This is a genomic window from Cupriavidus sp. FW306-1B-F12B (genome assembly GCF_058781795.1).
In genome coordinates, this window is sequence record NZ_JBYSXC010000019.1 from 56,686 (window position 1) to 72,838 (window position 16,153).

Sequence of the window (16,153 nt, forward strand, 5' to 3'; positions counted from 1 at the left end):
CCGGCGGCGAGGACTGGCTGCTGGCGCCGGTGGCCGAGGGCTGGTGCAAGTACGAATCGCTGCTCGACGGCACGCTGGGGCTTGAAGACGTCGCCCTGATGAACGACGCGATCACGGTCCGCGGCGACAACTTGGCGGCCGCCCGCCGCATGCTGGAAGAGAAGAATGTCCGATAGCACCGTCATTCGCGAGTTTCTGGTCGCGCTGGGTTTCAAGGTCGACGAGAAGGGCCTGAAGAACTTCACGACCGGTGTGGACCAGGCCACGAAGGGTGTGGTGCGGCTGGTCAGCACCATCCAGGGCGCCGCGCTGTCGATCGGGGCCGGCGTCTCTGTCTTTGCCTCGAAGCTGGAACGCCTGTATTTCGTCTCCCAGCGCACCGGCGCCGCGGCGACGAGCCTGAAGGCGCTGGAATACGCCGCGCGCAACCTGGGCGTCTCGTCGGAGGCGGCGTTCGGCACGGTCGAGAGCCTGGCCCGCTTCCTGCGCAACAACCCGGCGGGCGAGGGCTACCTTGCCACCATCGGCGTGCAGACCCGCAACGCCAACGGCGAGCTGCGCGACACCGTCGACATCTTGGCCGACCTCGGCAAGGAGCTGGCGCAGAAGCCGACCTGGCTGGCGAGCCAGTATGGCAACGTCCTCGGCATCGACGAGAACCTGCTGCTGGCCATGCGAAATGGCGACTTCGCCAAGTTCCTGCAGCAGTACCGGTCCATGTCCCGGACCACCGGGCTGGACAAGGCGACTGAGGACGCGCACGAGTTCATGATCGCCCTGCGCGATCTGGGCACGACGTTCGAGAATTTCGCCATCCGGCTCGAAGGCGCGCTGCTGCGCAAGATCGGCCCGCAGCTGGAGCGGTTCAATCGGTGGTTCGAAGAGAATTCGCCGGCTATCGCTGACCGGGTGGCGAGCATCGCCAGCGCTATCCTCGCTGCCGCGGCGGCCATGGGGCCGCCTCTCCAGTGGGTTGTGGACAAGTTCATCGAACTGGACAAGGCCACCGACGGCTGGTCGACGCAGCTCCTGCTGCTGGTCGGTGTGTTCAAGGTACTGGGCGGGTTCCAGATCATCGGCGGCATCTGGAAGATGGTCGCCGCGGTGCGTGCGCTGGGCGCCGCCAATGCGGCCGCCGCGGCTGCCGGTGGTGCCGCCGGCGCTGGCGGGGCAGCAGGTGCTGCTGGCGCCGGCGTGGCGGCGGGCTGGTTGTCCAGGTTCCTGCCGTGGCTGGCCAAGGCCGGCGGTGCCGCGGCGCTGCTGCTGCACAGCGGCAATCTGAACGAAGGCGAGGACGCCGAGCTGGAACGCCGGCGCGCGGTGGCCGGCCAGGATCCAGGCGGTAGCCTGCCCACCGGCCGGCCCGGTGGGCAGCAGGCCGGCAGCGGCCGCGGCGCGGCCATCGACGCAGTCAGCTTCTTCCAACGCATGGGCTGGACGCACGACCAGGCGGTCGGCATCGTGGCCAACCTGCGGCACGAAAGCGAAATGAACCCGCGCGCCGTGGGCGACAGCGGCCAGGCCTACGGCGTCGCCCAGTGGCACCAGGATCGGCAGGCGAACTTTGCTGCGTGGGCCGGCAAGGACATCCGCGACTCGTCGCTGATGGAGCAGCTGCAGTTCGTGAACTATGAACTGACCCAGGGTGCCGAGCGGCGCGCTGGCCAGCTGCTGCGCGCGGCGCAGAACGCCCAGCAGGCGGGGGAGATCGTGTCGCGGCACTACGAGCGGCCGGCCCGGGCCGACATGGAAGCAGCACGTCGCGGCTCTTCTGCCGTCGACCTGAAGCAGGAGACCAACATCCATATCCATGGGGTGTCAGATCCTGTTGCCGCCGGGCGGGCTGCAGCAAGCGAGCAAGGGCGCCTGAATGGCGACCTGGTGCGCAACCTCCAAGGAGCGGTGTCGTGATTCTGGACATGATCACCCTGGTGCCAAAGCGCCTCGGCGAGATCACCATCCCGGTGATGATCGAAGAGACCCACCAGGACGAGCTGCAGATCACCGAGCATCCGGTGGAGAAGGGCGCGGAGATCAACGACCACGCCTTCAAGCGGCAGCCGGAGGTCGTCATCAAGTGCGGGTGGAGTAATTCTGACCTCAAGGCACTGGCTGGCACGATCCAGGCGATCTTCACCGGGGGCGGGCTGCCGTCCGCCGACTACATCAGCACGGTGTATTCCCAGCTACTGGCCCTGCAGGAGCTGCGTGAGCCGTTCGACGTGGTGACATCGCTGCGAATGTACGACAGCATGCTCTTCAAGGGCCTGGCGGTGCTGAAGGACCAGAAGACCGGCACCGCGCTGTCGGTGACGGCCACGCTGAAGCAGCTGCGTATCGTTGACACCCAGGTCACGACACTGCCGCCGCGCGAGAACCAAGCCGACCCGGCTGCCACTGCCGAGACCCAGAACACCGGTGTCAAGGCTGCGACGCCGGCCACGCCAGCCACGCCAGCGCCAGGCGGTTCAGTACAACCGACGAGCATGTGATGCCCAACTTCTTCGAGATCCCGCTGTCGCCGCTGCCGCAGCGCTTCACGATCACGCTGGGCGCCGTGGACTACCGGCTGACGGTCCAATACCGCAAGGCGGGCGGCGCCGGGTGGGTGCTGGACATCGCGGACGTGAACAATGCCCCGATGGTGACGGGCATCCCGCTGGTCACCGGCACCGACCTGTTGGCGCAGTACAAGCACCTCGGCTTCGCTGGCCGGCTCTGGGTACAGGGTGCGGACGATCCTGACGACGTGCCGACATACGAGGATCTGGGCATCGGCTCGCATCTCTTCTGGGTGACGGACGCATGAGCACGCCGCAATTTGGCCGCAAGGTCTCGCTGATCATCGGGCAGGACAGTGGCGACGCCCTGGATCTGTCCGAGCTGCGGTTCCGCTTCGACGTCCGCCGCGGCGACCTGCAGACCCCCAACTCGGCGCGGGTTCGAGTCTACAACGTGTCGGCGGACACCGCGCGCCGCGCGCAGAAGGAGTTCACGCGCCTGGTGCTGCAGGCCGGCTACCCGGGCAACTTCGGGATCATCTTCGACGGCACCGTCAAGCAGGTGCGGCGCGGGCGTGAGAGCCAGACGGATACCTACCTGGACATCACTGCGGCGGACGGCGATTCCGCCTACAACTTCGCGGTGGTGAGCACCACGCTGGCGGCCGGTTCGACGCCGGCTGACCACGTGGCGGCCGCCTGCACTGCCATGAACCCGTACGGGGTGACGCAGGGCTACCTGCCGGAGCTGCCCAGCAACCCCCTGCCGCGCGGCAAGGTGATGTTTGGCATGGCGCGTGAGTTCATGCGCTGGACGGCACGAACGTGCCAGACGGTTTGGAGCATCCAGGACGGGAAGGCGATCATGGTGCCGGAGACGTCCTACATGCCCGGCGAGATCCCGGTCATCACGGCCGAGACGGGCATGGTCGGGCTGCCCGAGCAGACCCAGAACGGCATCACGATCAAGATGCTGCTGAACCCCAGCGTCAAGATCGGGCGGCTGATCCAGATCGACAACGCCAGCGTGCAGCAGTACGAATACAGCCTGAATGTCGGGCAGCAGGCCCAAAACGAGCGGATCGAGCAGCAAGCGAAGCTGCAGGACGACGGCTTCTACTACGTGATGATCGCCGAGCACTTCGGCGACACGCGGGGGAACGACTTCTACACCGATGTCATCTGCCTGGCGGCGGACGTGACCGTGCTGCCGGACAACTTCCGCGACAAGGCGGCTGTGCCGCCGGACAACGTCATCAAGCGGTTCGGCTAACGGCCGTAGGTGGGCAGCGCCTTGATGGTCATGGTGGTGCCATCCTTCCGCACGTCGGCGCGCGGCAGCGCGCTCAGGCTGATGGTCTTGGTCGGCATGTTCGGCACCACGATCAGGGCCTGGCCGTCGATGGTCTGGCCCCAGCAGCCGATGTCCCAGACGCCGCGGTAGGACGCAAAGGCTCGCATGTCCTTTGCGTTGACCAGCGGCAGCTCGCATTTCTTCTTCAGGTAGAGCACGGTCGGGAACGGGTTGTTCACCGTCTCACCAACCTTCATCCCGCCGAACGGGTAGACATAGGCCTCCTCGGCGGCTGCAGCGGTGGTGGCTGCCAACGCCGCGATCAGTACCAGCTTCTTCATAGCGAACACCATGGATAGACGAGAGCGGGTTGACGATCCCGAGGTAGCGCTTCGGGAGGCGTTCGACGGGCTGCGCGCGGGCATCTGGACGGCGCTGCCGGGTGTCATTCAGTCGTTTGACGCCGGCGCCATGACCTGCGAAGTGCAACCGGCGATCAAGATCCCGGTGCGCCAGCTCGACGGCAACGTCGATAGCGTGGTGCTGCCGCTGCTGGTGGACTGCCCAGTGCAGTTCCCATCTGGCGGAAATTGTAGTTTGACCTTCCCGGTTGCTCCAGGCGACGAGTGCCTGGTGGTCTTCGCCAGCCGCTGCATCGACGGCTGGTGGCAGTCCAGCGGCGTCCAGGAACAAGCTGAGCTGCGCATGCATGACCTGTCGGACGGGTTCGTGCTGCTGGGCTTCCGGTCGAAGCCGCGCGCGCTGGACGGCGTCAGCACCACCGCGGCGCAGCTGCGGACGGACGATGGGCAGGCCTTCGTCGAGGTCAATGCGGCCACCCACGCGATCAACATCCAGACGACGGCGCCGGTGAATGTGACCTCGACGGCGTCCGCCCGGGTGACCGCGCCCAGCATCAGCCTCGGTGCGACCGGGCAGTCTCTGCTGGCATTCGTGACGTCGGCGTTCCAGGCCCTGTTCAACGGGCACACGCACAACGAAACGGGCAGCGTGACCCAGCCGCCGAATCAGCAGATGGGAACCGGCCACCTGACCAGCACCGTAAAGGGCGGATGACATGCGGTACCGAAAACTCGACGCCGACGGCGACTACGTCTTCGGCGCGCAGCAGGCCGACTTCTACAAAGACAGCCCAGAGGCGGTCGGCCAGGCCGTGCTCACCCGGCTGCGTCTGCTGCGCGGCGAGTGGTTCCTCGACAAGACTGAGGGCACGCCGTGGGCGACCGAGGTGCTGGGCAAGTACACCAGCGGTACCTATGACGCCGCGATCCGGCAGCGCATTCTGGGCACGCAGGGTGTGCTATCGCTGGCCTCCTACAGCAGCACGGTCAACAGCAAGCAGCGCGCGCTGAGCGTGAACGCAACGATCAACACCATCTACGGCACCACCACCGTGCAGGCGACGCTCTAATGGCCATCACCACGACCGCACCGACCATCGATGCCAACGGCATCACGGCGCCGACCTATGCCGAGGTGCTGGAGTACCTCAAGGCGAAGTACCGATCGATCTACGGGCCCGACCTATACCTGGAAGCGGACAGCCAGGATGGCCAACTGCTGGCGGTGTTCGCCTCGTCGATCAACGACGCCAACGCAGTGGCTATCGCCATCTACAACTCGTTCAGCCCTGCCACGGCCCAGGGCGCGGCGCTGTCGAGCAACGTCAAGATCAACGGCATCGCGCGGCATGCGTCTTCCTATTCGACGGTGGACTTGCTGCTCGTTGGTCAGGCCGGTACGACGATCGCCAACGGCATTGCCAAAGACAACAACGGCGTGAAGTGGGCGCTGCCGGCTTCGGTGACGATCCCGCCGGCCGGCGAGATTACCGTGACTGCCACCTGCCAGATCATCGGCGCGGTGTCTGCCGCCGCCGGCAGCATTACACAGATCGGTACCCCGACGCTGGGCTGGCAGACGGTGACGAACTTGGCCGCCGCCGCTGAGGGCGCGCCGGTGGAATCCGACGCCGCGCTGCGCCAGCGCCAGACTATTTCCACCGCGCTTCCGTCCCTGACGGTGCTGGACGGCATCGTCGGGGCCGTCGCCAGCCTGCCAGGCGTGACGAGGTGGGCCCCCTACGAGAACGACACGGATGCGACGGACGCCAACGGCATTCCCAAGCACTCGATCTCGCTGGTGGTGGAAGGCGGCGACGCAACGGCTATTGCCGCGGCCATCGCGGCCAAGAAGACGCCTGGATCTGGCACCTACGGCACCACGTCGGTGGTGGTGCTGGACGTCTATGGCCGGCCAATCACTATTCGGTTCTACCGGCCTTCGGATGCTGCCATCACTGCGACGGTCAACGTGAAGGCACTGGCCGGCTACAACACCCAAGCCGGCGACGCAATCAAGCAGGCGATCGCCGACTACGTCAATGGCGTGGCCATCGGCGGCGGGCTGTCGGGCAGCGTGGAATGGGCGGATGCAATCACCGCGGCGAACAGCGTGGGCGGCGGCGTGACCTTCAAGCTGACCGGACTGGCTCTGAGCGGCCCGGGCGGTTCCGGCTCACCTGATGTGGCGCTCGCCTTCAATCAGGCGGCGTCCTGCACGCCGACCAGCATCACGTTGAATGTGACCTGACATGGCAGACCTGAGCAATTACACCGGGCTGATCACGTCCGAGCACAACCTGCGGCCCAAGTTCATGGCTGTGGTTACGGCGCTGGCGCAGCCGATGGTCGACTTGATGAACCTGCTCGGTGGCATGCCGGACAAGTTCGACCTGGATCAGGCCGTCGGTGTGCAGCTGGACGACGTCGGGCGTTGGGTGGGGATCTCGCGGCGCGTCGCCACGCAGCTCACCGGCGTCTACTTCTCATTCGATACCCCGGGCGTGGGCTTCGACCAGGGCAACTGGAAAGGGCCGTTCGACCCGGACACCGGCCTGACCAGCCTGGACGATGACACCTACCGGCTGGTGCTGCGCGCGAAGATCGGTGCGAACCACTGGGACGGCACGCTGGAGTCGTCGGCAGCCATCCTGAACAGCATTTTCAGCGGCGGCACCTTCGTCTTCATCCAGGACAACCAGGACATGTCGATGAACATCGGCGTGGCCGGTCAGGTGCTTTCCGCCGTATTCCTCGCGCTGCTGGAGGGTGGGTACATCCCGCTCAAGCCAGAGGGCGTGCGCATCAACTTCGTGATCGTGACTTCGGTCGACGGCGCACCCCTGTTCGGGTTCGACGTGGAAAACCAGTTTATCTCGGGCCTGGATGTCGGGGCCTGGGGCACACCTCTGTAAGGATCTTCAATGGCAACGAACGATTTTCTGGTGTTCGGTGGCGGCGCCGGCGCCAATGTCATCACGCAAGTGACCTATTCCGGCCTGGCGGCGCGCACGGCAGGCTTCTCGGCTGGCGTCGCGCAGTCTGCGCAGCTGAACAAGGTCTGGCGTCAGTCCAGCATCATGGCTGCTGTCGTGGGGCAGTTCGTCGCGGATATAACCGGCCAGGATGTTCTGGACGATGGCACCACGGCCACGCTGCTGGCTAACGTGAAGGCGGCCGTGAGTGCGCAATCGGTCGGCGTCGTCGGCTCGATGCGCAATGCCAAGATGTCCGTGGCGTCAGCATCGGCAAGCGCGACCTTCACGGCTGACGAGATCATTGTTGAAGATGCTCTCGGCGGTAAAACGTATCGCCTCGCGAACTTCAGCCAGACCATCAACTTGGCTACGACTGGCGCTGGCGGGATGGACACTGGCAGCGCGCCGGCGTCTGGCTACGTGGGACTTTACGCTGGCCACAACCCGACCACAGGCGCGCGCACGCTCTTCGCGAGAAATGCCACGTCAACAGTTCTCGGCAGCGTTTATGGGGGTGCAAACGCGCCCGCCGGCATCACCGCTTCGGCGCTGGTGAGCGTGGTGCCGACGAACGCTTCTGGTTTGATTGTTCCTCTTGTGCAGGTTGATCGTCGAGTCTCAATCAATCCTGCGACGGCACTAAACACAACCACACAACAAGGCTCTCCCACTGCGCTGTCGCTGAGTTCCATTGTTCCGCCGAATACAAAGTCTGTGTGGGGTAACGGCTCTCTGAGTGGCGGAACTGGTGCTGTCCAGTTGATCGTCTTGACCACAGCAAACATCGGTGGTCAACAAGTGCTGAACTCGGCTTTTTCTGCATCGTTCAACTACTTGATGTGCGCATTCAGCGAATTGTCTCTGATGAATCAGCAAACCATCTACTGGATCGGTACGGTTGCCTCTGGAGCTGTAACGATCTCTTTCATTATCTCTGGGTACACGTTCTAAGGATGAGTCGCAATGTCAACGATCAACGTGCAATTTACGGACGACACGCATGCGAGCATTGCGGGGTATTTTGGTTCCCCGCAGGAACTGAGTGCCTATGAGTTTTTAGGTGAAGTTGACTTGGGTGATTCGCGGTGGCGAGCATTTTATGATGCGCAGCCAGAGGCGAATCGTAAGTGCTTGCCGGCGCCACACGATGTCGGTACGTGATTCGCAGGGCGCGCATGCAGGGTGGCTGGACTAATCACCTAGAGATATGTATCGGCCGGCCTTCTCGCCACCCATGGAATCGGAAGTGGGTAGTGGGATCGATTCCGGCCGCGCGGACATCTGGGTTATCGGAGAGGTACTGCTTCTCATTAAAGCCTTGGGGAACGCTTAGCGGTTCGGTTGGATCAAGATCGCTGGGTTCGCCAGACGGGCGGGTCCGCGGGTGTAGCGTCTTCCCGTCCTTCGGTAGACAGAACGCACGCAGAACCTTCCAGCGGGTCGAGCCGGGTCTTACTGTGTTAGCCCTGCACTCCATCGCCGCCCACGTCGCGCGGACGTACTCGGGGTCCGAGGAGCGCCGCATTGAAACGAAGAATTCTCCATAAGCATCGGCGGTGTCCTGAAATCCTTCGCACGCAAAATCCACCATGCCAGTCGCTGTGATCTCGCCCATGAGCCTCGCAAAGGACTGCGGCGTGAATACCCAGCAATGAACATCATGGTACGTGCCGTTTTGCATCACGTCGCGAGCCAGTCCGATAGCTTCTTGCCAGGAGTAATGTCGATCAACCGCTTCGGGTGAGAGCGGCCCTCGCCAGGCTGCGGATCCGTCGACCTTTGCGGCGCCTAAGGCGAAATCCAAGAGCGAATGCGGCTGAGGTGCGCGCGCTTGGGTGATATAGCTGAGCATCACGTCGGACAGGCGACTCTCCTGTCGGAAGTAGTCGAAGGTAAGGCGCTTGTCTGGAACGATTAAACGCACTTCGCCGGTAGATTTCAGGATCGACGCAAGTTCTTTGAGCCACGTAATAAGGTCCGGGACATGCTCGATGACATGGGAGGCAATAACGTAGTCGACATATTTTCCTTGCACTGCGTCCTGCAGTGTGTTCTCCCCCCAAACACCGTCGACGTCTACGATTTTTGATATATCGACCTGGGGGTCGTTCTTGTATTTCTGCTTGAGGGTAGCAGTGTCGGCATGGTCGACATAAAGAACGGCGCCGTCATTCCGGCAAACAAAAGGCCGGCATAGGGCGCCGATCTCGACGCCGAGGGAGCCTGTGAGTTTTAGGCCGCTTAGCACCTTCCGTCGGCGCACCTCTCGCGAGGCTTTATATGCTGGATCGTCTTCGATGTAAGGCATGCCGGTTCCCTTGGCGAAGTCTTTTGGTTGTCTGGTGGTTGCAATCATATATGAAGCAGCATCCGAGTCACATTCCATTCGGGCCTTTCATTTCCGGAGCCAGCATGCCTTTCACCAATCCTGCAACCCTGCCGGGAGGGCAGAACATGGCCGCCTTCCTGGACATGCTGGCCTACAGCGAGGGCACGTCGACAGTCCCTGGCAGCGACGACGGCTACAACGTCAACGTCGGCCGCGCGCTATTCCACGGCTACGCCCAGCACCCCCGCATCCCCGTCATGACGCGGTGGGGATGGAGCGACGCCGCCGGCCGCTACCAGGTCATGGCCGCGATCCCGGGGCGAATCAAGACGGACACCTGGGACTGGGCCAGCTGCGCGTGCGGCGTCACGGACTTCAGCCCGGCCGCGCAGGACAAGGTGGCCGTGTACCTGATCACCCGCCGCGGGGCGCTCGCCGACATCCAGGCTGGCCGGCTGGCCGGCGCGATCACGAAGTGTCGGAAGGAGTGGGCCAGCCTGCCTGGAGCTGGCTACGGCCAGCGTGAGCACGCGTATGAGGTGCTGCGCGCCCAGTACCTGCTGCACGGCGGTACCGACATTGAGGCGTAAGCCCACCGGGGAAACGATGGACCTGAACGTATTGAATGTGCCGGGGGGCACTGGCGGCGCGCTGGGCTTCATTCTCGCCGCTGTGAGCGGGGCGGTCTGGTTCATTCGGCAGGCCTGGCGGAAGGACAAGGTCGAGGGGGCTCAGACGCAGGCCGAGATTGACATCATTGCGCGGCTGTCCGAGCAGGTCGACAAGGCCAACGCTCGCGCCGATCTGGCCGAGCAGCGGGCCGACCTCGCGTACAAGGAGCGGAACGAGGCCTACCGGGCCATCGGGACGCTCGAGGCCAAGATCTCCGCGCTGGAGATGCAGATTCAGATGATGCGGGAGCGATTCGATGGCAAAGCTTCGTGACTGGATTGCCCAGCACCGGGCGACATTCCGCCGGCTGGCACACATGTTCGAGGCGGTGACGCTAATGGCGTTGATGGTTGGCGGCGGGGCCGGTGCGGGTTATGCACTGTGCCAGTGGCAGTTCCGCGAGCTGATGGCGCAACAGCGAGACGACCACCAGGCCGAGATTGGCCGGCTGCAGGGCGCCTACAGCCAGACGCTGGAAGCGCTGACGCCGAAGGTATCGCAGGCCGCTGGCGCCGCGGCGGAGGCCGCAGAAGCATCCGCAGAAGCCGCCAAGTCGGCAAAGCGCGCCACGCGCGCCGCACCCGCGCCGGCCCGTCCGCTTAGCGAGGCGGAGCGCAACCAGGTGAATCGCGACATCGAGGCGGCGAACCGCAAGGTGAGGGAGGCACGAAAGTGAGAGCAATCCTGATCTGCATGCTGCTGGCCGGCTGCGCAGCGCCCGCGGCGCCCGGGCCGACGCGCGACTGTCCGACGTTGCCGACGCTGAAGCCGGGCGCGGGCCGGCCCGAAATGCTGGCTCACATCCGAACCACGGCGGATCTGTACGCCAAATGCGCAGGAGGGACGCCATGACTTACCTCTCGAAGATCTTGGGCGAGCCGGCACCCGGATGCCTGTGCTTCTGGTGCCCGGGCTGCGGGTATTCCCACACGATCCAGCATGGCGCCGGTCCTGGGCCGCGATGGGGGTGGAACGGGAACGCCGAGTCACCGACCCTAACGCCGAGCGTGCTTGTGCGCACCGGTCACCACGTCCAAGGGTACGACGGTGGTGGATGCTGGTGCGACTTCAATGCCGAGCTGAAGGCGAATGGTGAAGAACCGAGCGACTTCAGGTGCGAGGTCTGCCACACGTTCGTGACCGACGGGCAGATCCAATTCCTGAGCGATTGCACGCATGCGCTGGCCGGCCAGACGGTGCCGATGGTGGAGTTCCCAGAGGGCTGGGGATGCTGACGCCGGCGAGTATCCCGTGGCGCGCCGTGGGCGCTGGTGTGCTGGCTGTTGGCATATTCGTCGCGGGCTGGGCCGTCAACGGCTGGCGCCTGGGCGAGCAGATCCAGCAAATGAAAGCCGCGCAGGCCAAGCAGCGGGAAGGGCAGGCAGTCGCATTGGCCTCGGCGTCGGAAGCCGCTCGAGCCGAAGAACAACGTCGAACCGCAGAACAGAGGGGAATTGCGAATGCTGCAGCGAAAGAACGTGACCAGGCCATGGCTGATGCTCGCGCCGCTGGCGCTGTGGCTGAGCAGCTGCGCGTGCGAGCTGCCCAGCTTGCCACTGCCGCCCGCGGTGCCGGGAATACCGCCACTTCCGGCAGAAGCTCGGCAGCCGGAGACCCCCTCGATGTGCTTACCGACGTGCTCAGCCGGACTGACAAGAGAGCGGGGGAGCTGGCTGAATATGCCGACCGGGCCCGCATCGCTGGGCAGATCTGCGAGCGGAGCTACGATGCGTTGATTGAGCGGTAGCGCTCGAACTACGCGTGAAAGTTTCTCTCGAATTCCGGGTCGATGCCGATCATCGCGTTCTTGATTTCGTTCATCTCGGCGTAGAAGTCTTCCATGGTGTCGGCTTGCTGAGCGGCTTCAACCCTGATTTCGCGAAGCTTGGCAAGGGCATGAGCATGCGTAACGCTATGGTGCGTGTGGGCAGCAGCGATAGCATATACAGCGCATTCGGCAAGCACCATTGTCTCAGCGTAGGCCAAGGGCGCCTTATTGCCTCCGATGAAGGCATCAACGTTGCGTACGCCATCCTCATGACGAGCAGAATGCGCTAAGAGTGCTGATCGAAGCCGATGCAGCCCATGGTACCTTCGAATTCGCTGTAGGGCTGGTTTGGCCAGTTTGATCGTTCTTGCCACGCTGTCGTCGTTCTTGCCGAGGCCCTCCAGTTTTCCCCATTCGTGCAGAAAGGACGACACCAATATGACGATGTAGTTGCCGACGGTCCATTTGACATCTTCTGATTCAATGCCCCGTTTGATAACACGGAGGGCTGCTTCGAGATGGTTCTTTGATGCGCTGAGAAGCATCATGGATTGTTCCAGCGGCGTGAAATTCTGGTCGGTCATGTGGAGATTCTCATTGTCTGAGGTTGGGAAGCATCCGCCGCACCTTATCTATCACGCGTCGGTGCTTGTCCTCGGCTTCTTCCCAAGTCAGCGATATGAATTCCTTTTTCATGCCGCCGATTCAAAGCATCGTCCGAAACTTTGGCGGCTCGTCATTGTGCATGCTGGCCCAGCCCATGAAATAGGTCCAGACCTCGGCGTTATGCTCGGGCAGACGGTCTCGGATCTGATAACCCTTCCCCTCGAAGCTCGCCCATCGCGCGTGCACTCCGTGGTCATACACGCGCTCAGGCTTGCCGTCGTTATCCAGGATGTAGCAGCGATCCCAGTTCGGATCTATCGGGGACGGGGCGTAGCCGTCAGGCGGCCCAGCAGGGCGCGGCGATGCTGACAATCTGGGCATGGCTCTCTCGTAGCGCTACCGCCGCGCGAACTTCACGGTGATCGGCCCGAGTTCGACCCACCGGCCGACTTGGTGCCTGCGTACCTGGCCAGCGGCTTCGAACGAAAGGTAGTCGGGCGTCCAGCGCAGCGCGCGCACGTGGCGCACATCAAGGCCGTGGACGACGATCCCGTCTCGGGCCTCGCTGACACCTTCGCAGGCCAGCCGCTCTTCGACCTGGTCGTCGGCAAAGAACCGCGCCTCGAGGAACACGCTCGTTGCTGCCGGTTCAGTGGACATGCTGCCAGGCCTCTACGATGATGCTGAAGGTCACGGCTACCGCGCCGTCCTTGCTGAAGTCGGCGACCTCGTCGGTCTTCGGATAGCCCATCAGGGGCGAAGCGCGCAGCATGCGCAGGAGGCTAGGTTCGACCTTTCGGGTTGCTGCGACGGCGGCGACAACCTCGTCCTCGATCTGGTGCAGTAGACGCCAGGACAGATGCCCGGCGCCGCGGTGGCGCGTTACGATGGCGGGTGCTGCTTCCCGGATGGCTGCTTCGGCGGCGCGGATGATGTCCATGTCCATAGCGGTTCGATATACTGTATGGATATACAGTATATCGAACCGCCAACGCGGGCAGCAAACTATTTTCGGGGCACCGTAAGGGGCACCAGATATTTCACAATCTCATAATCCCGTGCCAATAAATGGTTTCCGGCAGATTTATGAATCCTGTCGGCGGGACCAGTCCACAGTACCTTCTGCTGTGGTTCTCAGCAGTGCCTCCTCCCCAGCTCAATCCAGACATTCCCAGGAATTTCAGTCCAAGAGGATGACGCCAGCCTCGCCGTCGAGGGTCTGGATTGACAGGTGCTTCATGCTACGATCCTCCAAACTCCGGAGCGCTCGCCATGGAACTGAAATACAAAGGCCGAGAGATCTCGATCCAGGCCAAAAAGGACGCGAGCGGCCAGTGGGACTGGTCGTATGGCATCCGCGGTCACGGACACCGGCACAACACCGGGGCGCTTGCTCCCACGGAATCGGTCGCGATTGATAACGCCTATGCGTCCGCGAAACGGGAGATTGACCAGGCCACTTCAGGCGACGCCAACGACTGACACTTCCTGAACGCCACTAGTGGAGAAAGACATGGATCTCCAAGGGTTCACGTATTACCGCGACCACTGGTATGAAGCTTCGGCAACGTCCCTTGGCGTTGGCGGCCCCTGGCAAGGTGAGGTGACCATCTGCGCGAAAGCGGCGGATGGAGCGCCACTCAAGGTCTTCGATCACCATCTTGTTCCGGGCCAGTTCTTCAGCGAAGGCGAGGCATGGCAGCATGCCTCGGACTGGGCCAGGAAGCAGATCGATGCGCGCTTTGGCTAGCACGCGCGCCAGTCGCGCTGCGCCAGGGCTTATGCCGCGCTGCATTCGGCGATCAGCACGTTCGCGGGAATCTTCAGGTCACGGTGCAGCCGCCGGATCATGGCCAGACTCAGGGCGCGCTTGCCATTCAGCACTTCATATACGCGATTGAGGTTACCCAGGTACGGTTGCATGTCACGTGGCGTGAGGCCAGCTTGTTCCATGCGAAAGCGGATCGCGGCGATCGGATCCGGCAGGTCCATCGGAAAGTGCCCGGCTTCATACCGTTCCACCAGCATGGAGAGGATTTCCAGCTTGTCGCCCTCAGGCGTGTCGGGCGCCGGGTCTGCATCGACCAGGGCGGAGACCGCGGCCAGCGCTTCCTGGTAGTCGGCTTCAGTGTGCAGGGGGCGGATATCCATGGTGATCACTCCATTTCCACGGTGGCGGCGTCAATGCGGTCATAGTCGAGATGGGTGCCGATGAACTTCACGTAGACGACGCCCAACCGGTATGCGACAGCGACGATAAGCCGGTACTTGTTCCCGCCGAGATTGAAGACCACGCGGTTGTTGCCAACGAAGCTGGCACTGGCGTAGCGCGCCTTGATGTCCCTGGGCGCGGTCCAGGCCGCGCAGCGGGCTTCTTCATGCCAGGCAAGCAGCGGTTGCCTGGCTTCGGGGTGGAACTTGCTGAACTGAAGCAAAGACCTCTTCGCTATGATTCGCATATGGGCAATGCTAGTCCCAAAATGGGACTGCGGCAAGAGTGGATGAGGGGTCAGCCACTGCCGAGCATACCTACGATCAATGCGCGCTAGTCTTCGAAAACAGCTGAATGACGGCGACGCCGGTAATAATCAGACCAATCCCGGCGCAAGCCGCCAGGTCCGGCACCTGCCGGTACAGCACCACCGCGATCAGTGACACCAGTACGATCCCGGCCCCGCTCCAGATCGCATAGGCAATTCCCACCGGCACTGTCCGCATCACCAGCATCAGCAAATAGAACGCCGCCACATAGCCGGTCACGACCAGCACGCTGGGGACCAGCCGCGTAAAGCCCTGCGACGCCTTCAGGCTGCTGGTGGCGATGACTTCGGCGACGATGGCGAGGGCGAGGAGCAGGTATCCGTTCATGGGAGTACAAGTGGGTGGGCCGAAACGGGCCGAAGCCGGCATCTTAGCGCTCCCGCATGTTGCGCCAAAGCCGCGTCCCTCCGTTGCGGTGGTTGTGCAAAGCGGTGATGGAGGATTGAATGTGGCTATAACGACGAAAGCAAGCGGGCGCATGGCCGGCCCGCGGCACAAGCCCTATAAGGCAGTCGCGGTAGTTGGCCCGACCAAGCCGGCACGAACCCAACGATGCCGGCGGCGGGCATGGGTAAGGGGAGCGGTATGCATCACAATGGCATCGACGGCACGTCCGCCGGGACGTCTTCGCAGCCCGGGGACGGGGAGCCCGCGCCGGACGCGAATCCGTGGCAGGACACCATCGCCGCGGCGGACCAAGCACTGGAAGAGGCTTCGCGCATCCAACGCGGCGTGCAGCACAACCTGAAGCTGTTGCAGGAGGTGCGGTCGCTGCGCGAAGAGTTGCGCAAGGCCCATGCGGAGGTCGATCGCTACCGGGGCATGCATGTCCGGGTGGTGGTCAGCATGCGTCAGCTGGACGAAGACCATGTGGGGGAAATGAGCCGGCTCCAGGCGGCGAACGAGATGCTGCAGGTGCGCCATCGCGTCTACAAGCTGATGGCCGAGCACTACGCGCGCGCGGCGTTGAACCTGGATCCGGAAACCTTCGCGGCCCACCGCGACCGCGTGCTGCAGCATGTCTTGTTCCAGCGCCGCAGGGGCGCATCGTCCGACGATATCGGCTACGCGGACGTGGCTTTCCTGATGCTCTAGCGGCGAT

The 16,153-nt window shown here is 63.5% G+C and carries 28 protein-coding genes; 19 read left to right on the forward strand and 9 right to left on the reverse strand.

The annotated features are described in order from the left end of the window. Nucleotides 1-29: 29 nt before the first annotated feature. The 5 genes from AC3WLE_RS26815 to AC3WLE_RS26835 are packed head-to-tail and all read left to right on the forward strand — an operon-like array spanning nt 30 to nt 3,774. Nucleotides 30-176 (forward strand): DUF6889 family protein, encoded by a 147-nt coding sequence (locus AC3WLE_RS26815; protein ID WP_492356607.1) that lies wholly within the window; start codon nt 30-32, stop codon nt 174-176. Continuing rightward, on the forward strand, nt 166-1,911 hold the full coding sequence (locus AC3WLE_RS26820) for a phage tail tip lysozyme (RefSeq protein WP_492356606.1): 1,746 nt from the start codon (nt 166-168) through the stop codon (nt 1,909-1,911). The genes AC3WLE_RS26815 and AC3WLE_RS26820 overlap by 11 nt, the downstream gene beginning before the upstream one ends. Then, nucleotides 1,908-2,492, forward strand: a complete 585-nt coding sequence (locus tag AC3WLE_RS26825; RefSeq protein WP_492356605.1) for a phage baseplate protein — start codon at nt 1,908-1,910, stop codon at nt 2,490-2,492. The genes AC3WLE_RS26820 and AC3WLE_RS26825 overlap by 4 nt, the downstream gene beginning before the upstream one ends. Next, entirely contained in the window at nt 2,492-2,809 is a 318-nt protein-coding gene (locus tag AC3WLE_RS26830) for a phage baseplate plug family protein (RefSeq protein WP_492356604.1), read from the forward strand. The genes AC3WLE_RS26825 and AC3WLE_RS26830 overlap by 1 nt, the downstream gene beginning before the upstream one ends. Beyond that, complete coding sequence (locus AC3WLE_RS26835; RefSeq protein ID WP_492356603.1) at nt 2,806-3,774, forward strand: phage protein; 969 nt, start codon at nt 2,806-2,808, stop codon at nt 3,772-3,774. Before AC3WLE_RS26830 ends, AC3WLE_RS26835 begins: the two co-directional genes overlap by 4 nt. Here AC3WLE_RS26835 and AC3WLE_RS26840 read toward each other — a convergent pair. Continuing rightward, a complete protein-coding gene (locus tag AC3WLE_RS26840) occupies nt 3,771-4,136 on the reverse strand; it encodes a hypothetical protein (protein ID WP_492356602.1) in 366 nt (121 codons plus the stop codon). The two genes, AC3WLE_RS26835 and AC3WLE_RS26840, sit on opposite strands and share 4 nt — an antisense overlap. A 10-nt stretch (nt 4,137-4,146) precedes the next feature. Here AC3WLE_RS26840 and AC3WLE_RS26845 point away from each other — a divergent pair, with 10 nt between their 5' ends. The 6 genes from AC3WLE_RS26845 to AC3WLE_RS26870 are packed head-to-tail and all read left to right on the forward strand — an operon-like array spanning nt 4,147 to nt 8,296. Further along, on the forward strand, nt 4,147-4,872 hold the full coding sequence (locus tag AC3WLE_RS26845) for a Gp138 family membrane-puncturing spike protein (protein WP_492356601.1): 726 nt from the start codon (nt 4,147-4,149) through the stop codon (nt 4,870-4,872). A 1-nt stretch (nt 4,873) separates the two neighbouring features. Further along, a complete protein-coding gene (locus AC3WLE_RS26850; protein ID WP_492356600.1) occupies nt 4,874-5,227 on the forward strand; it encodes a contractile injection system sheath initiator in 354 nt (117 codons plus the stop codon). After that, entirely contained in the window at nt 5,227-6,408 is a 1,182-nt protein-coding gene (locus AC3WLE_RS26855; protein WP_492356599.1) for a baseplate J/gp47 family protein, read from the forward strand. The genes AC3WLE_RS26850 and AC3WLE_RS26855 overlap by 1 nt, the downstream gene beginning before the upstream one ends. Nucleotide 6,409: 1 nt before the next feature. Next, complete coding sequence (locus tag AC3WLE_RS26860) at nt 6,410-7,072, forward strand: DUF2612 domain-containing protein (RefSeq protein ID WP_492356598.1); 663 nt, start codon at nt 6,410-6,412, stop codon at nt 7,070-7,072. 9 nt (nt 7,073-7,081) lie between these two features. Then, complete coding sequence (locus tag AC3WLE_RS26865) at nt 7,082-8,086, forward strand: hypothetical protein (RefSeq protein WP_492356597.1); 1,005 nt, start codon at nt 7,082-7,084, stop codon at nt 8,084-8,086. Between the two features lie 12 nt (nt 8,087-8,098). Further along, nucleotides 8,099-8,296: a hypothetical protein gene (locus tag AC3WLE_RS26870; RefSeq protein ID WP_492356596.1), complete on the forward strand. Its 198-nt coding sequence runs from the start codon at nt 8,099-8,101 to the stop codon at nt 8,294-8,296. Nucleotides 8,297-8,330: 34 nt separating this feature from the next. On the opposite strand, the gene AC3WLE_RS26875 is transcribed toward AC3WLE_RS26870, so the two are convergent. Beyond that, nucleotides 8,331-9,491: a methyltransferase domain-containing protein gene (locus AC3WLE_RS26875; protein WP_492356595.1), complete on the reverse strand. Its 1,161-nt coding sequence runs from the start codon at nt 9,489-9,491 to the stop codon at nt 8,331-8,333. A 56-nt stretch (nt 9,492-9,547) separates the two neighbouring features. On the opposite strand from AC3WLE_RS26875, the gene AC3WLE_RS26880 reads away from it, so the two are divergent. From AC3WLE_RS26880 to AC3WLE_RS26900, 5 genes are all read left to right on the forward strand, one after another. Then, nucleotides 9,548-10,054 carry a glycoside hydrolase family 24 protein gene (locus AC3WLE_RS26880; protein WP_492356594.1) on the forward strand — a complete coding sequence of 169 codons (507 nt, stop codon included), beginning with the start codon at nt 9,548-9,550 and terminating at the stop codon, nt 10,052-10,054. A 16-nt stretch (nt 10,055-10,070) separates the two neighbouring features. Continuing rightward, nucleotides 10,071-10,409 (forward strand): hypothetical protein, encoded by a 339-nt coding sequence (locus AC3WLE_RS26885; RefSeq protein WP_492356593.1) that lies wholly within the window; start codon nt 10,071-10,073, stop codon nt 10,407-10,409. After that, nucleotides 10,393-10,812: a hypothetical protein gene (locus AC3WLE_RS26890; RefSeq protein WP_492356592.1), complete on the forward strand. Its 420-nt coding sequence runs from the start codon at nt 10,393-10,395 to the stop codon at nt 10,810-10,812. The genes AC3WLE_RS26885 and AC3WLE_RS26890 overlap by 17 nt, the downstream gene beginning before the upstream one ends. Nucleotides 10,813-10,984: 172 nt before the next feature. Then, nucleotides 10,985-11,371: a ubiquitination-like system serine protease family protein gene (locus AC3WLE_RS26895; protein ID WP_492356591.1), complete on the forward strand. Its 387-nt coding sequence runs from the start codon at nt 10,985-10,987 to the stop codon at nt 11,369-11,371. Then, nucleotides 11,365-11,883, forward strand: a complete 519-nt coding sequence (locus AC3WLE_RS26900) for a DUF2514 family protein (RefSeq protein ID WP_492356590.1) — start codon at nt 11,365-11,367, stop codon at nt 11,881-11,883. Before AC3WLE_RS26895 ends, AC3WLE_RS26900 begins: the two co-directional genes overlap by 7 nt. 8 nt (nt 11,884-11,891) lie before the next feature. On the opposite strand, the gene AC3WLE_RS26905 is transcribed toward AC3WLE_RS26900, so the two are convergent. The 4 genes from AC3WLE_RS26905 to AC3WLE_RS26920 form a co-directional block, all read right to left on the reverse strand. Next, nucleotides 11,892-12,488, reverse strand: coding sequence for a hypothetical protein (locus AC3WLE_RS26905; RefSeq protein ID WP_492356589.1), 597 nt, complete (start codon nt 12,486-12,488; stop codon nt 11,892-11,894). Nucleotides 12,489-12,609: 121 nt separating this feature from the next. Continuing rightward, nucleotides 12,610-12,891 carry a hypothetical protein gene (locus AC3WLE_RS26910; RefSeq protein WP_492356588.1) on the reverse strand — a complete coding sequence of 94 codons (282 nt, stop codon included), beginning with the start codon at nt 12,889-12,891 and terminating at the stop codon, nt 12,610-12,612. A 15-nt stretch (nt 12,892-12,906) separates the two neighbouring features. Next, nucleotides 12,907-13,170 (reverse strand): hypothetical protein, encoded by a 264-nt coding sequence (locus AC3WLE_RS26915; protein ID WP_492356587.1) that lies wholly within the window; start codon nt 13,168-13,170, stop codon nt 12,907-12,909. Beyond that, a complete protein-coding gene (locus AC3WLE_RS26920) occupies nt 13,160-13,456 on the reverse strand; it encodes a DUF2471 family protein (RefSeq protein ID WP_492356586.1) in 297 nt (98 codons plus the stop codon). Before AC3WLE_RS26920 ends, AC3WLE_RS26915 begins: the two co-directional genes overlap by 11 nt. Before the next feature lie 326 nt (nt 13,457-13,782). Here AC3WLE_RS26920 and AC3WLE_RS26925 point away from each other — a divergent pair, with 326 nt between their 5' ends. Both AC3WLE_RS26925 and AC3WLE_RS26930 read left to right on the forward strand, forming a co-directional pair. Further along, nucleotides 13,783-13,992, forward strand: a complete 210-nt coding sequence (locus tag AC3WLE_RS26925) for a hypothetical protein (protein WP_035816994.1) — start codon at nt 13,783-13,785, stop codon at nt 13,990-13,992. A 31-nt stretch (nt 13,993-14,023) separates the two neighbouring features. Continuing rightward, entirely contained in the window at nt 14,024-14,260 is a 237-nt protein-coding gene (locus AC3WLE_RS26930; RefSeq protein ID WP_010813577.1) for a hypothetical protein, read from the forward strand. Nucleotides 14,261-14,289: 29 nt separating this feature from the next. Here the strand turns inward: AC3WLE_RS26930 and AC3WLE_RS26935 are convergent, their stop codons facing one another. The 3 genes from AC3WLE_RS26935 to AC3WLE_RS26945 all read right to left on the reverse strand — a co-directional run bounded on the left by AC3WLE_RS26935 (nt 14,290) and on the right by AC3WLE_RS26945 (nt 15,378). Continuing rightward, a complete protein-coding gene (locus AC3WLE_RS26935) occupies nt 14,290-14,661 on the reverse strand; it encodes a helix-turn-helix domain-containing protein (protein WP_492319787.1) in 372 nt (123 codons plus the stop codon). A 5-nt stretch (nt 14,662-14,666) separates the two neighbouring features. Beyond that, a complete protein-coding gene (locus tag AC3WLE_RS26940; protein ID WP_492319788.1) occupies nt 14,667-14,969 on the reverse strand; it encodes a type II toxin-antitoxin system HigB family toxin in 303 nt (100 codons plus the stop codon). Between the two features lie 76 nt (nt 14,970-15,045). After that, the gene (locus AC3WLE_RS26945; protein WP_492319789.1) at nt 15,046-15,378 is read right to left on the reverse strand and encodes a DMT family transporter; all 333 of its coding nucleotides are present in this window, start codon (nt 15,376-15,378) and stop codon (nt 15,046-15,048) included. A 258-nt stretch (nt 15,379-15,636) separates the two neighbouring features. Between AC3WLE_RS26945 and AC3WLE_RS26950 the strand changes: the two genes are divergently transcribed. After that, complete coding sequence (locus AC3WLE_RS26950) at nt 15,637-16,146, forward strand: hypothetical protein (protein WP_492356585.1); 510 nt, start codon at nt 15,637-15,639, stop codon at nt 16,144-16,146. Nucleotides 16,147-16,153: the final 7 nt, after the last annotated feature.

Bases quoted from the DNA above. Each gene is read 5' to 3' on its own strand.
- AC3WLE_RS26820 (WP_492356606.1), top strand. From the start codon at position 166: ATGTCCGATAGCACCGTCATTCGCGAGTTTCTGGTCGCGCTGGGTTTC.
- AC3WLE_RS26830 (WP_492356604.1), top strand. From the start codon at position 2,492: ATGCCCAACTTCTTCGAGATCCCGCTGTCGCCGCTGCCGCAGCGCTTC.
- AC3WLE_RS26835 (WP_492356603.1), top strand. From the start codon at position 2,806: ATGAGCACGCCGCAATTTGGCCGCAAGGTCTCGCTGATCATCGGGCAG.
- AC3WLE_RS26840 (WP_492356602.1), bottom strand. From the start codon at position 4,136: ATGAAGAAGCTGGTACTGATCGCGGCGTTGGCAGCCACCACCGCTGCA.
- AC3WLE_RS26845 (WP_492356601.1), top strand. From the start codon at position 4,147: ATGGATAGACGAGAGCGGGTTGACGATCCCGAGGTAGCGCTTCGGGAG.
- AC3WLE_RS26850 (WP_492356600.1), top strand. From the start codon at position 4,874: ATGCGGTACCGAAAACTCGACGCCGACGGCGACTACGTCTTCGGCGCG.
- AC3WLE_RS26855 (WP_492356599.1), top strand. From the start codon at position 5,227: ATGGCCATCACCACGACCGCACCGACCATCGATGCCAACGGCATCACG.
- AC3WLE_RS26860 (WP_492356598.1), top strand. From the start codon at position 6,410: ATGGCAGACCTGAGCAATTACACCGGGCTGATCACGTCCGAGCACAAC.
- AC3WLE_RS26865 (WP_492356597.1), top strand. From the start codon at position 7,082: ATGGCAACGAACGATTTTCTGGTGTTCGGTGGCGGCGCCGGCGCCAAT.
- AC3WLE_RS26870 (WP_492356596.1), top strand. From the start codon at position 8,099: ATGTCAACGATCAACGTGCAATTTACGGACGACACGCATGCGAGCATT.
- AC3WLE_RS26875 (WP_492356595.1), bottom strand. From the start codon at position 9,491: ATGATTGCAACCACCAGACAACCAAAAGACTTCGCCAAGGGAACCGGC.
- AC3WLE_RS26880 (WP_492356594.1), top strand. From the start codon at position 9,548: ATGCCTTTCACCAATCCTGCAACCCTGCCGGGAGGGCAGAACATGGCC.
- AC3WLE_RS26885 (WP_492356593.1), top strand. From the start codon at position 10,071: ATGGACCTGAACGTATTGAATGTGCCGGGGGGCACTGGCGGCGCGCTG.
- AC3WLE_RS26890 (WP_492356592.1), top strand. From the start codon at position 10,393: ATGGCAAAGCTTCGTGACTGGATTGCCCAGCACCGGGCGACATTCCGC.
- AC3WLE_RS26895 (WP_492356591.1), top strand. From the start codon at position 10,985: ATGACTTACCTCTCGAAGATCTTGGGCGAGCCGGCACCCGGATGCCTG.
- AC3WLE_RS26900 (WP_492356590.1), top strand. From the start codon at position 11,365: ATGCTGACGCCGGCGAGTATCCCGTGGCGCGCCGTGGGCGCTGGTGTG.
- AC3WLE_RS26905 (WP_492356589.1), bottom strand. From the start codon at position 12,488: ATGACCGACCAGAATTTCACGCCGCTGGAACAATCCATGATGCTTCTC.
- AC3WLE_RS26910 (WP_492356588.1), bottom strand. From the start codon at position 12,891: ATGCCCAGATTGTCAGCATCGCCGCGCCCTGCTGGGCCGCCTGACGGC.
- AC3WLE_RS26915 (WP_492356587.1), bottom strand. From the start codon at position 13,170: ATGTCCACTGAACCGGCAGCAACGAGCGTGTTCCTCGAGGCGCGGTTC.
- AC3WLE_RS26920 (WP_492356586.1), bottom strand. From the start codon at position 13,456: ATGGACATGGACATCATCCGCGCCGCCGAAGCAGCCATCCGGGAAGCA.
- AC3WLE_RS26925 (WP_035816994.1), top strand. From the start codon at position 13,783: ATGGAACTGAAATACAAAGGCCGAGAGATCTCGATCCAGGCCAAAAAG.
- AC3WLE_RS26930 (WP_010813577.1), top strand. From the start codon at position 14,024: ATGGATCTCCAAGGGTTCACGTATTACCGCGACCACTGGTATGAAGCT.
- AC3WLE_RS26935 (WP_492319787.1), bottom strand. From the start codon at position 14,661: ATGGATATCCGCCCCCTGCACACTGAAGCCGACTACCAGGAAGCGCTG.
- AC3WLE_RS26940 (WP_492319788.1), bottom strand. From the start codon at position 14,969: ATGCGAATCATAGCGAAGAGGTCTTTGCTTCAGTTCAGCAAGTTCCAC.
- AC3WLE_RS26945 (WP_492319789.1), bottom strand. From the start codon at position 15,378: ATGAACGGATACCTGCTCCTCGCCCTCGCCATCGTCGCCGAAGTCATC.
- AC3WLE_RS26950 (WP_492356585.1), top strand. From the start codon at position 15,637: ATGCATCACAATGGCATCGACGGCACGTCCGCCGGGACGTCTTCGCAG.